Here is a 14,702-nt window from a genome sequence, read left to right on the forward strand (position 1 = left end):
GTCATTTTACCCTTCCGTCCGAAGAGTATAGTTGGCAAAAGCGACAGGTTTTGTGACGGGATGGCATTGCGCAGGCCGCTGCGGGTGACAGCGGCCGGTTTCAGATTTGGATGAGGGTGTTCTGATACTTGTTCAGCATGGTCGCCAGCCGTTTTACCGGTTCGGTGACGCTAATCGGCGCATCGTAGTGCAGCAGTTTTTCCTGATACACCTCCAGCTCCTGCAATAGCTGCTCAAAGTAGTGGCGGCGCTTGTCGTCGCTGCTGGCGGAGATCACCCGATCGGCGGTGTAGCGCAGTTGCCGGTGGTAGGCTGACAAATCATCATTCACCGGTATTTCCGCATTGCGTAACCGCTGATGTCCAATGATCAGCGTCAGCGCGATACGGTATTTGTCGATATCGCCGGGGAACAGATTCAGCAGCAGAAACAGTTGCTGGTAGAGCGCCGGCAGATGGTTTTCACGGCGGCGCGCCTGATTGGTGGTCATTGCCGACACCGCGGCATACATAAAGCGGTTAAGCAGTTTACGGCCGGTGCGCGCTTTAGATTTATCGCGGATCAGCAGGATCACCATCATTGCCACGAAGCAGCCAATCACCTGGCCGAGCACGTTGTCGAGAAAGACGTTAAATTCGAACTTCATCGGATTATCCAGCACCAGTACGTTAATGGTGCCGATTAGCGCCCCCAGGGTGCCCAGCTGTCGTCGCTGAATGAAGATCCCGCCAATAAAGCCCAGCAGGCCGATAGCAATACAGAGCAGCAGCGCGCTCTGCTGGGTGTTGGGCAGCACATAGATGAAGTAGAGCGCGCCGAGCGGCACCGCCACCGTCATGCCGTAGAGGAAATCTTTCGCCATCATCAGCGGATTCGGCATGCGCATCGCCAGGGCGGTAATCACTGCCAGCATCACCATGCAGCCGCTGCCGGACGTCCAGCCGGTATACAACCAGAACAGCGACCCCAGCGCGGTGGCCACAAAGGTGCGGATGCCGTTGATCATCGCATGATGGGTCTCAGCCGATCGCGCCTGAATCAGCACCTCGCGCTGCAGGATCTCCTCCTCCAGCGGGGTGATACGGCTGTTACTTTTAATGCCGTTGCGCAGCAACAGATATTCGGTCGCCGCACCGACCCAGCTCACCAGCGTAACCGGCGTGGTTTTGCCGCTGGCGCCAATCACCCGTCGCATCACCTTCATCCGCTTATGAACCTCATCAGCGGTTGTCGCCTCTTTTTCAACCAGCAAACGGTACTGCGGCGGAATGTAGTCAGGTCGTGAATTCTGGATCAGAAAGGTTTCTGCCGCCTGAGTAATCAGGGTCAGAGAGAGGGTGTTGAGCATCTGCAAACGACGGTTGCTGTTCTGCCAGCGCGAAGATTCCATCATCAGCTGGCTGCGCATACTGTTTAACGCCGTGGTACGCCGCACCAGCGCGCTCCAGGCTTTATCAACTTCCTCTTTATCGCCGTGCGCCACGCACAGCTGCAGCAGCTGATAATGCGCCACCAGCAGGGAATCCACTTCAGCGTCGATCACTTTTTTAATCGAGCGCGGCGAGAAGATCATATCCGCCAGAATGGCGCACAGAATCCCGAGCACGATTTCACTGCAACGCTCTACCGCGTACTGCGGTGCCAGCGTCAGGCCACCACTGGCGTCTGCGGTGACCACGATAATCAGCGCGGTGTAGCCCGCCAGTCCCAGCGCGTAGGAGTTTTCAACTTTAATCAGCGAAGAGAGCCAGACGCAAAGCCCGGCCCAGATGCAGCACAGTAGCAGCATCACCACCGGCGCACGCACCGTGGCAATCATGATGGTCAGCGCGGCGATACAGCCGATGAAGGTGCCGATAATACGCAGAATGCCGCGATAACGCAGTGCGCCTGAATAGGGATCGCCACCGGCGGCGAAGGCGGTACCGCCAGCCACAATGCCCGCGGTCATCACCGCCCAGCGAGGCGTTTCAAGATTAAGGTGAAAGCCAATCATCAGCGCTGCAACCAGCGCGAAGGTCAGCTTCACCGGGAAACGCAAAAACTCGATCATATCGCCCTCTTAACCAAACTCACGCAGGCGATTGAACAGTCGGGTCATCGGCGAAACCTGTTCCGGCTGGCGATCGGCCTGGCCGGTGATCACCACCGTTGCCGTGGTGCCTGCCGGGAAGCGGTTGCCTGGCTGTTGATCAAGACGAATACGCACCGGCACACGCTGCGCCAGACGGACCCACTCCAGATTAGAGTCGATGGTTGCCATCCCTTTGCTGTCGACCGAACTGCTGCTGTTGGTAACGCCGGCAGCCACGCTGTCCACCGTACCGCGCAGCACTACATTACTGCCCAGCGGCGTCACTTCCGCGCGGAAACCCCGTTCAACGCCGTGTAGTTTGGTCTCTTCCAGGTAGGCCAGCACGTAGAAGGAGTGCTGCTGAACCAGCGCCACCGCCACCGAGCCGCGGGTGATGAACTCCCCTTCGTAGACATTCAGGTTGGTCACCCAGCCATCGGACGGCGCTTTCACGGTGGTGCGTTCCAGATCGATCTTCGCCAGATCGCGGGTCGCCACCGATTTCGCCAGCTGATGTTCGCTGGTTTGCAGATCGTTGTTCGCCTGGTCGATCGCTTCGCGTGACATGGCGGAGGTGCCCAGCTGGTTACGACGTCCCGCTTCACGGCGTTTCTCGCTGACCAGCGCCTGGTAATATTCGACGTCTGCCTGTGCCTGATCCAGCGCTTTCTGGTAGCGCGGCCGATCGACCACAAACAGGGTATCGCCCTTCTTCACCAGCTGATTATCGTGAATCGGAACATCGGTAATCAGACCGGTGACATCGGGTGAGATAGCGACGACGTCGGCAGCGAATTTTGCGTCACGGGTCCAGGGCGATTCGGTATAAAACACCCAGGCACGGAAAATAATCACCACAGCAATGATGACCAGCAGGATCGTAATCGCGTAACGCGCGATTTTTCTTATGAGTGCTTTCACTTAAACCTCAGACAAATAAACGGGATACAAGGTAAAACACACAGCAGTAAAGCGCTGTATTAAAAAGTGCCGGATGCCAGACAAGATCATAAATACCGCTCGGCGTCAGCACGCGTTTCACTAACCAGAACAGCATTAGCGAGATAATTAATTCGATGAAAACGGGCGGAAAAGAGAGCCCAAACATGACAAATACCGGAAGCACACTCATCAGAAATCCTTAGTTCGACCTTGCCGGGAGACTCCTTTGCCTCGTCAGATGTCGCAGGAAAACCCACTGGCTGCTCTATCCGAACCCCAGCTGGCTTAATAATAGCGTATCATCGAAGGGCATCAGGCAATGAAGAATCACCGGGAGATACCCCGGCGCGCTTATAGTAACGCGCCTGACTATAAGTTTTCTACAGAATGTGATCTAAATCACTTTTAAGCCAGAGTAAATAATGGAACGACTGAAGGGCATGTCCATTTTCGCCAAAGTGGTTGAACTGGGTTCATTTACCGCTGCCGCGCGCCAGCTTCATCTGAGCGTCTCATCCATCAGCCAGATCGTGGCAAAACTGGAAGATGAGCTACAGGTCAAACTGCTTAATCGCAGCACCCGCAGCATCGGACTGACCGAAGCGGGCAAAATTTATTATCAGGGCTGTCGTCGCATGCTGGCCGAAGCCACTCAGGTGCACGAACAGCTTTATGCCTTTAACAACACCCCGATTGGCGTGCTGCGTATTGGCAGCTCTTCGACCATGGCGCAGAACGTGCTGGCTGGCATGACCAGCGATATGCTGCGTGAGTATCCGGGACTGAGCGTTAATCTGGTCACCGGCATTCCGGCCCCGGACCTGATCGCCGATGGACTGGATCTGGTGATTCGGGTCGGGGCGTTAAAAGATTCCAGCTTGTTTTCGCGTCGCCTTGGGGCGATGCCGATGGTGGTGTGCGCAGCCAAAAGTTATCTGGCACAGCACGGCACGCCGGAAAAACCGGGAGATATCGATAATTTCGCCTGGCTGGAATACAGCGTACGTCCCGATAATAACTTTGAGCTGATTGCGCCAGAAGGTCTGGTAACGCGACTGGCACCGCAGGGGCGCTTTGTCACCAATGATTCCCTGACCCTGATTCGCTGGCTGAAGGCGGGTAACGGCATCGCTTATGTGCCGATGATGTGGGTGATTGATGAGATCAACGCCGGTGAGATCGATATTCTGTTTCCGCAGTATCAATCCGAGCCCCGTCCGGTCTATGCGCTTTATACCGAAAAGGATAAGCTGCCGCTTAAGGTGCAGGTCTGTATCGACTATCTGACCGGCTATTTCCAGCAGGTGGCGGAACAGTATCAACAGCAGCGTAAAAGCTAACAACCCGCCTGGCGGCGGGTTGTTAACAGACTATCAGGCGGTGCCGCCAATCGTCAGTTTATCCAGCTTCAGAGTAGGCTGACCGACGCCAACCGGCACGCTCTGGCCTTCCTTGCCGCAAACGCCAACGCCTTTATCCAGCGCCAGATCATTCCCTACCATTGAGATCTGCTGCATCGCTTCAATGCCGGAACCAATCAGCGTCGCCCCTTTCACCGGTTTGGTGATTTTGCCGTTCTCAATCAGATAGGCTTCTGAGGTTGAGAAGACAAATTTGCCTGAAGTGATGTCCACCTGGCCGCCACCAAAGTTGGGCGCATACAGGCCATATTCCACGCTTTCAATGATCTCCTGCGGCGTCGACTTACCGGCCAGCATGTAGGTGTTGGTCATGCGCGGCATCGGCAGGTGGGCATAAGATTCACGACGACCGTTACCGGTAGGACTGACGCCCATCAGGCGCGCATTGAGTTTATCCTGCATATAGCCTTTAAGTACGCCGTTCTCAATCAGCATATTGTACTGACCCGGCACGCCTTCATCATCGACCGCCAGTGAACCGCGCAGCCCTTCAAGGGTGCCGTCATCGACCACGGTGCAGAGTTCTGATGCCACCAGCTGACCCATCTTGCCGCTGAATACCGAGGTGCCACGACGGTTGAAGTCGCCTTCCAGTCCGTGTCCGACGGCTTCATGCAGCAATACGCCCGGCCAGCCTGCGCCCAGCACCACCGGCAGCGTACCGGCAGGTGCCGCCACGGCAGAGAGGTTAACCAGCGCCATCCGCACCGCTTCACGCGCCCAGGCATCAGCGCGCACATCGCCGTTTTCATCGGCGAGGAAAAATTCATAACCGGTACGCGCACCGCCGCCGCTTGAGCCGCGTTCACGTTTACCCTGATCTTCAACCTGCACACTGATTGAGAGACGCACCAGCGGACGCACATCGGCCGCCAGCGTGCCGTCCGTCGCGGCGACCAGCACCTGCTCGTATACACCGCTCAGGCTGGCGTTGACCTCCTGCACGCGCGGGTCGGCAGCACGAGCCACCTGATCGACACGGTGCAGCAGGGCAATTTTATCTTCACGCGTCAGGCTGCTAAGCGGATCAACCGGGGAATAGAGCGAGCGGTTCATCACTGCGGAAAGGGTATGCGCCTTACCGTTGCCCTGTTCACGTACGATGCTGCGCGCCGCTTCCGATGAGAGGCGCAGCGCATTCAGGGTGATCTGATCGGCATAGGCGAAGCCGGTTTTCTCACCGCTGACGGCGCGCACGCCGACGCCCTGGTCAATATGGTAAGAGCCATCTTTAATAATTTTGTCTTCCAGCACCCAGGATTCGTGGAAACTGGACTGAAAATAGAGATCGGCATAATCCAGACGACGTTCTGAAAGCTGCCCTAACAGGGAAAAAAGGTCCTGCTGATTAATGCCGTTAGCAGTCAGTAACTGCTCACTTACCAGGTTCAGAGTCATCGTTTCTCACTCATTATGTGCTCGGATAATCATAGCCTGCGGTAATTCCGGTACCGCGTCAAATTCACTTGTTGTCAGTTTCACGCGGTTTACGCAGCACTTCATTGATTTCCGGTTTATCCAGCGGGCCGCTGATGTGATAACGCAGCAGCGAAATCCGGTTCCACACCGGTCCCAATACTTTACTGGCGGCGAACACTGCCGCGCCAATCACCGGATTGACCACGAACGCCGCCGCGACGCCGACCGAGGCAGAAATTTCCGGGGTGATGACCGCTTCCATATCGATTCGACGTTTAACCAGGTCCATATTGCCCTGCATCGCGATGTCCGCTTCCAGTCCATCGACCTGCAGGTTATCGGTGCGCATTACGCCATTTTCGATCCAGGCGGTACCGTTAATCGAATCAAAATAGAAGCCATCATTAAAGGTGTCACTAAAATCGAAGCGCAGCTTGCGCAGCAGTGCATCAAAGCTGAACAGACGCAGAATTTGTCCAGCGGTCCCGGTGTTCACATCGGCAATCTGGCCTTTGCCAAAGTGGGTTTTCAGGGTGCCGCTCAGGGTTTCGGCTGACGGCTGCCACGGTGCCGCACGCCAGTGCAAATCGTAATCGATATTGAACGGCGCATCGCGCAGCGGGGTATTCACGCCAAACCAGTTGGTGGCGTTATTGATATTCGGCCCTTTCAGCGTGCCTTTCAGTGAGGTGCGCGGGTCATCGTGACGGTTAACCCATTCACCCTTAATTTTCAGCTGCGAGCTGCCGGTGTCTACCGTGCCGTTAGTCAGTGCTAACGTATCGCCTTTCGGTTGCAGCGTCGCCGCGACCCGGCCATATTTCTGGCCCAGCACCCAGCACTCCGCACAGCGCAACTGCAAGGCTGGCCAGCCGCTGAAGTTAATCTGGCTGGCTGGCTGAGCGCTGGCGTTGCCGCCCTGCTGCGCGTCATGATCCCACTGTGGATTGTAATAGAGGTAATCCAGCCCGATCTGCCACGGCGCCTTCGCGGCTATTTCCAGCTTACCGCGTATTTCCTCAGCGTTAATGCTGACCTGCGCGTTGCCACCGGCCGTTTCTGCCAGCGTCGCGTCTACCGCATGCCACTGCTGCCCCGCCAGCGTGACCGCCGGACTGCGCAGTGTGAGGTTGCCCGGCAGCGTCACGCCGCCCAGCTGACGCTCTCCGCCGCTGCCGCCGGCAGCACCATTTGCGCCAGCCATCATCGCCACCCAGGCTTCGCCATCCAGCGGCGGCAGATTCAGCACCATGCCGGCATGATCGGGAAGCGCTGGGGTTTTCGCTGCGTCATTCAGCCAGATGCCGCGATCGACGCGTAAGGTCGGCTCGAGCAGCCAGCGGCTGTTAAATCGATGGCGCGCAGCCACGCTGCCACTGAGATCGAAATGCTGAAGGTCGCCACTGGCTTTGATATTCACCGGCATCGCTTCACCGGCCTTTTTATCCAGTGGTGAAGGTAAGCGACTGCTCACTTCTTTGGCATCGCCTTTTAGCTCTACCTGATACCGCGCCCCGCCCCGATGCGGCAGCGTGATATCCACGTCGCCCTGCCACGGCAGATGCCCGGCGAGCTGGCGGCTAACGGCGGCAGGAAGCTGGCTGATTTTAGCCGGTTGCCAGTCACCCAGCAGTTTCACCTTAACGCCAAAATCATCCGGGTTCTCTTTGGTGCTGAAACTGACACCCAGCGGCTGTCCGAACCACAACGCCTGCATCTCTTCACTTTCCAGATTGCCGTTGTTGTAACGAAAACGACCGGTGAGATTGGTGAGCGTGGTTTTTAGCGGCTTGATAAACAGCGAATTATTGTTCATGACCACGTTACCGCTGGCGTGGACCTGCTGGCCATCCAGCGGGATATCGAGATTCAGGTGGCCACGGGTGGTGCCTTTAATTTCCAGCTGCTCCAGCGCGGCGCCGAGTGACGCTTTCAACGGGGTCTGCTGGAAGTAGTCGGCGATTTGTTTCCCGCCTCCGCTGACGTCGCCATCAATAATCAGCTTCTCTTTGAGGTAGTCCGGGATAACCGCACTGACGTTACGTGCCTCAACCTCGCCAAGGCGCGCGTTTGGGGCGTTCATCCACAAGCCGTCGTTCAGGAAGTTAAGATCGATATCCAGATCGCTGAGCGCTGGCCATTTGGGCTGGAAGGCATAGGTCGCCTGGCGCAGCGGTACCCAGACCTGGAACATACCGTCGTTGTGCTTGAATGGGAACAGCGCCGGATTACCGGCAAACAGCAGCGTGGCGTTATCTACTTTTCCGCCCTTCACCGCCCCGCTCAGATAATGCGTCAGTCCGTTGCCCATCAATGGCACCGGGAAATAGCGCCAGGCATCGCCCGCATCGGTTATCCGGATACCGGCAAGGATATCCAGCCGCGGCTCGCCTCCGCTATTTTGCTGGTAGCTAAAGTCGCCCCGCGCCCACAGCGAGCGCGCCTGCAAATCGAGGTTTTCCCCACTCAACGTCAGGCCATGTTCATCGCGCTGCCAGCTTACGGCACCGGTAACCTGCTTAATCTCAAGCGGAGCCTGGAAAACATCGCCATAAGGCACGGTCGCCGCGCCCATATCAACGCTGACCTGGCCGTGATTCATGCTGCCTCGCGCTTCGCCGCTTAAATGGCTGATGCCGGGCAGAAGCTTCCACTGTTGCCAGCTGAAGTCGCGCCATTTCACCTGCAGACGAGTCTGTTCAGGCTGCTGTAACGGAATGTCCAGCGCCAGGCCATCAATGGTGCCCTGAGGCCGCAGCGTACGCCAGTTTTCAAACAGCGCCGGCGAGAGCGGCGCAAACAGCGGCACGACTGGAGCAATATGATCCAGCGCCAGCTGGGTCGCGCGGACCCGCACTTCCGGCTGACCATTGGCGCCCAGCATCTGTTTATCTTCCGGTCGCCACAGCAGCGAGAAGTGGCCAGCCGGCCAGGGATTGCCGTCGGTGCTGAGGCGGTTTTGTGGCACATTCACCAGCCAGCCGTTCTGGAAGCGCGACAGGTGCGCCGTCAGGCCGTCCATCTGCAACGTATGCTGGCCGGTTTCGCCCTGCCAGCTGGCACCGCCGCGACGCAGCAGCAGATCACCGGCGTAAATATCGCCGTCGCGCAGGTTGACCCAGGCCGCCAGGCTAAAACGGGCGCTCTCGAGCCGGGTATTATCCCGCATCCAGCGCCCCAGCCACGGGCGCACATCCACGTCATCGGCCTGCATCCAGATGCGGCCATCATTCAGCAGCCCGTTGCTGTCATTCAGATCGAGCCGCACCTGAACCACGCCGTGCTGGCCGGTAAAGCTCGACAGGCTGACTTCACCCTCTGCCCGATGGCGGGTTTTCTCATTCAGCCAGGTGAGTCGCGGAATAGCCAGCTCGGCATGCTGCCCGGAAGGCGTACGAAAACGAATGGTGCTGTCACGCAGATCGAAGTGGTCAAACTGGCGCAGGAACAGTTCATTAATCTGCGCCGGACGGAAGCTGTTCTTCTCTTTGTCGCTGTCCAGCAGCGGGCGGTTGCTGTCGAGGTGCAGCTGCCAGAAAGTGAGGTCGCGGAATTGCCAGCGCCAGTGCAGCAGGGATTGCCAGACGTCGAGCGCCAGATTGATGCGGGCGATGGTCAGCTTGCCGTTTTCCTGCAGATCGACGCTGAGATCCCGGACCTGCAGGGTGGGACCAAAATTCTCCCACTTGCCCTGCAGCTGGCTGGCGTGAACCGGCACGCCGGTGCGATCCGAGACGAATTGCAGAAGGTTATTGCGATAGCTGTCGAGATGCGGCATCACCAGACGCAGCCCGCTGACCAGCAGCGCGACAATCACGATGATCGCGGCGACCAGCAGTAACAAGATCCTCGGCAACTGCCTCACTCACACCTCTCCTTGCCTTCCGTAAACGACGGATAGTTAGTTCTGATACCCGGCCGTCTTCAGACAACAGCGCCGGCAAGGCGGATGTTATCGCAGACAAGGGCGATTTTTTAGCCCGACGATTTGAGCAAAGCCGGTCGGGCTGACGGGTCTGATTTTACATCATCACCACGTCAAACTGCTCCTGGGTATAGAGCGCTTCGACGTGGACTTTGACCTGTTTACCGACAAATATTTCGACCTCTGCCAGCGCATGGGACTCATCGGTTTTCAGTGCTTCGCCGACGGTCGGCGAGACGTAGACCAGGAAGCGGTCAGCATCATAGGCATGATGTACCCGCACAATCTCACGCATGATTTCATAACAGACCGTTTCAACCGTCTTCAGCGTGCCGCGTCCTTTACACACCGGACAATCTTCACACAGCACGTGCTCAATACTTTCACGCGTTCGTTTGCGCGTCATCTCCACCAGGCCGAGCGCCGAGAAGCCACTGATGCCGGTCTTCACCCGATCCTTACTGAGGGCGGTCTCCAGCGAGTGCAGCACCCGACGGCGATGCTCTTCGTTGCTCATGTCGATGAAGTCGATAATGATGATGCCGCCAAGATTACGCAGCCGCAGTTGACGCGCTATCGCCTGAGTGGCTTCAACATTGGTATTAAAAATGGTCTCATCAAGGTTACGATGGCCGACAAAGGCACCGGTGTTGATGTCGATGGTGGTCATCGCTTCGGTTTGATCGATGATCAGGTATCCGCCAGACTTTAGTTCAACTTTGCGATCCAGCGAGCGCTGAATCTCATTTTCTACATCAAACAGATCAAATATCGGCTGTTTGCCATTGTAGAGCTCCAGCTTACCGGCCATTTCCGGGATATATTCACTGGTGAACTCCACCAGCATATCGCAGGTCAGACGCGAATCGACCCGGATGCGGTCCAGCGCTGCGCCGGCGAAATCACGCAAAATACGCTGGGCTAATGCCAGCTCACCGTAGAGCAGACAGCGAGTCTGGTTGCGCTTTTTACGCTCGCTGACTTTGGTCCACAGACGCTTGAGAAACGCCGCGTCCTGCGCCAGCTCCTCTTCGCCGATGCCTTCTGCGGCGGTGCGGATGATAAAGCCGCCCAGGTGATCGCAATAGTCGGCGACCACCGCCTTAAGACGTTCGCGCTCTTTTTCACTGTCGATACGCTGAGAAACGCCGACGTGCGACGCGCCCGGCATAAACACCAGGTAGCGCGACGGCAGCGTGATATCGGTAGTCAGGCGTGCGCCTTTGGTGCCCAGCGGATCTTTCACCACCTGCACCACCAGGTCCTGCCCCTGACGCACCAGCTCGGCGATATCACGCACGACAAAGTTTTTCTTTTCATCACCTGCCACACATTCGGTGTGCGGCATGATGTCTGAGGCGTGCAAAAAAGCGGCCTTATCCAGACCGATATCGACGAACGCGGCCTGCATGCCCGGCAACACCCGGCTCACCCGGCCTTTATAAATATTGCCGACGATACCGCGTCGGGCTTCGCGCTCAATGTGAATTTCCTGCAGTATGCCACCATCAATATAGGCAACACGCGTTTCAGAAGGCGTGACGTTAACCAGTAATTCAGCCGTCATGTTGACCCCTTACGGCACGCAGTGACTGAAAGTGACTGAGCAACTCTTCGATCTCAACCAAAGGCAGTCCAACCACCGCGTGGTAGCTCCCATTAATTTTGCGGACAAAGTTGCCGCCCCTGCCCTGAATGCCGTATGCACCGGCTTTATCCATTGGCTCACCGGTGGCAATATAATCGGTGATATCGGAGGCGGTTAAGGTGCGAAATGTCACATCGGTGGTCACCACACAATCCAGCGCCTGGTGACGATCGGCCAGCGCCACTGCGGTCATCACCTGATGCGTCTGTCCGGAGAGCTTATGCAGCATTTCGGCCGCATGCGCCGCATCCTGCGGTTTTTCCAGTACTTCACCGTTCAGCACCACGATCGTATCAGCCCCCAGCACCGGCAGATCCTGCGCGGCCAGCCGGACACCCGCCTGCGCTTTGTCATTGGCCAGGCGGCGAACATAGTTTTCTGCCACTTCATTTGGCTGACGCTGTTCTTCAACGTCAGTCACGATGCGCTCGAAGGTCAGGCCAAGCTGCGTTAACAGCTCACGCCGACGCGGTGAACCGGAAGCAAGATAAAGGGTTACCATAAATTTCCTTATTGAACAGCAAACTGACGACGAATCTTTCTCATGAGTAAGAATAGCCATGGCCAGAGAATACCGTCGACGACACTGCTCCAGAAAATTTCAGGTCGGAATGAAACGTTGATAACCAGGAATTCCGCCCAGAAGACAATCACATCCATAGCCAGAGACAGCACCATAACCATTAACGCTTGCTGCCACAACGCTAAGTTGCGGAATAACTGGAACTTAAAGGCGATCAGATAGGCGATAATGCTGAGCGCCAGCGCCCGCACGCCGAGGGTGGAACCGGCGATCAGATCCATGATGGCGCCCAGCAGGAAGCCGCTGCCGACGTTAACCCGATGCGGCAGGGCGAGCACCCAATAGATAAGGATCAATAACAACCATGAGGGCCGGAACATATAGATCTGATCCGGCCACGGCATGATTTGCAGGACCAGCGCAACCAGGAAAGAGAGCCAGATGACCCAACGTCCCTGGCTACGATATCGACTCAAGGCTGACCTCCGCGTGAACGCGAAGAATTACCCTGTCCGGCATTGCTGCCGTTTGCCGGTGCTGGCGGGCCCATCTGCGCAGCTGGCGCAGGCGGTCCCATTTCTCCGGCTGGCGGCAGAACCTGCGGCATCATTTGCATCAGCCGTTCGTTGGCGACGCGATGCACTTCATCCTGCGGCAGCGGCATATCACCATTGCGGTCGGCTCCCCACAGCAGCAGCAGATAGCGCAGACGCTGCAGGCCTGCGGTCGGATGGGCCTGAATCACGGTATAAGCGCGTTGGGTATCGACCTTAACCGAGGAAACCACCCCCACCGGATAACCTTCCGGGAAGCGGCCGCCAATACCGGAAGTCACCAGCACGTCACCGACCCGGATATCGGTGTTACCCGGCAGATGCTCAAGCTGGAGATCTTCGGTACAGCCGTTACCGGCGGCAATGACGCGAATGTCATTACGCAATACCTGGATCGGCAGCGCATGCGAGGCATCGCAAATCAGCAATACGCGGCTGGTCAGCTGACTGACCGCAATCACCTGTCCGACCACCCCTTTATCACTGATGACCGGTTGACCTTCATAGACACCGTTAACGCTGCCTTTGTCGATCACCACCTGGTCGGTATAAGGGTCAGTGCCGGTTGAGATGACCTGCGTTACCATCTTTTGCTCGTCCTGACGCAGCGGTGAACCCAGCAGTTCACGCAGGCGTGCGTTTTCCTGCTTGTATTGCCCCAGCATTAGCAGGTTACTGTTTTTCAGGAAGAGCTCGCGACGTAAGGCTTTGTTTTCCTGCTCAAGCTGCTGACGTGACGCCAGCGACTCTGACACACCATCCAGAATCTGGCGCGGCCCATTGGCCAGGAAGTAAAACGGACTGACCGACGTATCCAGATAGTTGCGTATTTGGGTAAAAGAACCCACACGGCTGTCAGCAATGATAATGGCAATCGCCACGATGACGGCCAGGAAAAGACGCAACTGCAGGGATGGTCCCCTGCTAAAAATCGGCTTCATATAATCTGCGTGATCCTCGACGACAGGTAAGGAAGCCCGGTATAAAACCGTGCTTCCCTGAGCTGGACGCATTGCACCGGCGCATAGCGCGCCGGTTGACACGCGACTTCCTGCGCATCGTCATGACGTTCCCAGCCGGTTGAGGCAATTATTCTTCGCTGAACAAATCGCCGCCATGCATGTCGATCATTTCCAACGCCTTGCCGCCACCGCGCGCCACACAGGTCAGCGGATCTTCAGCGACAACCACCGGAATGCCAGTCTCTTCCATCAGCAGACGATCCAGATTACGCAGCAGCGCACCGCCGCCGGTCAGCACCATGCCGCGTTCGGAGATATCCGACGCCAGCTCTGGCGGACACTGTTCCAGGGCGACCATCACCGCGCTAACGATGCCGGTTAACGGCTCCTGCAGCGCTTCAAGAATTTCATTGGAGTTCAGCGTAAAGCCGCGCGGTACACCTTCAGCCAGGTTACGGCCACGGACTTCAATTTCGCGAACTTCATCGCCTGGATAGGCTGAGCCGATCTCATGCTTGATACGTTCTGCGGTCGCTTCACCAATCAGTGAACCGTAGTTACGACGCACATAATTAATAATAGCTTCATCGAAACGGTCGCCACCAATACGGACCGACGAGGAGTAAACCACGCCGTTCAGCGAGATCACCGCCACTTCTGTGGTACCGCCACCGATATCGACTACCATTGAACCGGTCGCTTCTGATACCGGCAGGCCAGCGCCGATCGCTGCCGCCATCGGCTCTTCAATCAGGAAGACTTCACGTGCGCCAGCACCCTGAGCGGACTCACGGATGGCGCGACGTTCTACCTGCGTTGCCCCAACGGGTACGCAGACCAGCACGCGCGGGCTGGGACGCATGAAACTGTTGCTGTGAACCTGTTTGATGAAGTGCTGCAGCATCTTTTCGGTGACGAAAAAGTCAGCAATTACGCCATCTTTCATCGGGCGAATCGCTGCGATATTGCCTGGCGTTCGGCCAAGCATCTGTTTTGCGTCATGACCCACGGCCGCGACACTTTTCGGTGAACCGGCACGATCCTGGCGAATAGCTACCACGGAAGGCTCGTTCAGCACGATGCCTTGTCCTTTCACATAAATCAGGGTATTCGCGGTACCCAGGTCAATGGACAAGTCATTGGAAAACATGCCACGAAATTTTTTAAACATACTAAGGGATAATCCTGCAAGCTGGGGGCGGAAAATAAAATCCGCTTACTTTACCAACCACAC

Annotated in this window: 11 protein-coding genes; 1 reads left to right on the forward strand and 10 read right to left on the reverse strand. The window is 56.9% G+C overall.

The genetic code is table 11. The annotated features are described in order from the left end of the window. Positions 1-100: 100 nt before the first annotated feature. From aaeB to aaeX, 3 genes are read right to left on the reverse strand one after another with little or no spacing between them, the layout of a single operon-like run. Entirely contained in the window at positions 101-2,053 is a 1,953-nt protein-coding gene (gene aaeB / locus AC6I8D_RS17645; protein ID WP_312053344.1) for a p-hydroxybenzoic acid efflux pump subunit AaeB, read from the reverse strand. Positions 2,054-2,062: 9 nt separating this feature from the next. Continuing rightward, positions 2,063-2,995 carry a p-hydroxybenzoic acid efflux pump subunit AaeA gene (gene aaeA, locus AC6I8D_RS17650; RefSeq protein ID WP_312053346.1) on the reverse strand — a complete coding sequence of 311 codons (933 nt, stop codon included), beginning with the start codon at positions 2,993-2,995 and terminating at the stop codon, positions 2,063-2,065. A 7-nt stretch (positions 2,996-3,002) separates the two neighbouring features. After that, a complete protein-coding gene (gene aaeX / locus AC6I8D_RS17655) occupies positions 3,003-3,206 on the reverse strand; it encodes a p-hydroxybenzoic acid efflux pump operon protein AaeX (RefSeq protein ID WP_031375118.1) in 204 nt (67 codons plus the stop codon). A gap of 232 nt (positions 3,207-3,438) precedes the next feature. Between aaeX and aaeR the strand changes: the two genes are divergently transcribed. Then, a complete protein-coding gene (gene aaeR / locus AC6I8D_RS17660; RefSeq protein WP_031375119.1) occupies positions 3,439-4,356 on the forward strand; it encodes an HTH-type transcriptional activator AaeR in 918 nt (305 codons plus the stop codon). A 33-nt stretch (positions 4,357-4,389) separates the two neighbouring features. On the opposite strand, the gene tldD is transcribed toward aaeR, so the two are convergent. The 7 genes from tldD to mreB form a co-directional block, all read right to left on the reverse strand. Further along, positions 4,390-5,835 carry a metalloprotease TldD gene (tldD, locus tag AC6I8D_RS17665; RefSeq protein ID WP_312053349.1) on the reverse strand — a complete coding sequence of 482 codons (1,446 nt, stop codon included), beginning with the start codon at positions 5,833-5,835 and terminating at the stop codon, positions 4,390-4,392. A gap of 64 nt (positions 5,836-5,899) precedes the next feature. Beyond that, positions 5,900-9,721, reverse strand: coding sequence for an AsmA2 domain-containing protein YhdP (gene yhdP / locus AC6I8D_RS17670; protein ID WP_497820541.1), 3,822 nt, complete (start codon positions 9,719-9,721; stop codon positions 5,900-5,902). A gap of 157 nt (positions 9,722-9,878) precedes the next feature. Further along, positions 9,879-11,348 (reverse strand): ribonuclease G, encoded by a 1,470-nt coding sequence (gene rng / locus AC6I8D_RS17675; RefSeq protein WP_279810019.1) that lies wholly within the window; start codon positions 11,346-11,348, stop codon positions 9,879-9,881. Next, entirely contained in the window at positions 11,338-11,931 is a 594-nt protein-coding gene (locus AC6I8D_RS17680; RefSeq protein ID WP_497820542.1) for a Maf family protein, read from the reverse strand. Before AC6I8D_RS17680 ends, rng begins: the two co-directional genes overlap by 11 nt. Positions 11,932-11,939: 8 nt before the next feature. After that, the gene (gene mreD / locus AC6I8D_RS17685; protein ID WP_312053356.1) at positions 11,940-12,428 is read right to left on the reverse strand and encodes a rod shape-determining protein MreD; all 489 of its coding nucleotides are present in this window, start codon (positions 12,426-12,428) and stop codon (positions 11,940-11,942) included. Further along, on the reverse strand, positions 12,425-13,447 hold the full coding sequence (gene mreC, locus AC6I8D_RS17690) for a rod shape-determining protein MreC (protein WP_312053358.1): 1,023 nt from the start codon (positions 13,445-13,447) through the stop codon (positions 12,425-12,427). The genes mreD and mreC overlap by 4 nt, the downstream gene beginning before the upstream one ends. 148 nt (positions 13,448-13,595) lie before the next feature. Then, positions 13,596-14,639: a rod shape-determining protein MreB gene (gene mreB / locus AC6I8D_RS17695; RefSeq protein ID WP_003855260.1), complete on the reverse strand. Its 1,044-nt coding sequence runs from the start codon at positions 14,637-14,639 to the stop codon at positions 13,596-13,598. Positions 14,640-14,702 lie beyond the last annotated feature (63 nt).

The organism is Pantoea sp. X-Soil-MYKO-1785, from assembly GCF_059730675.1.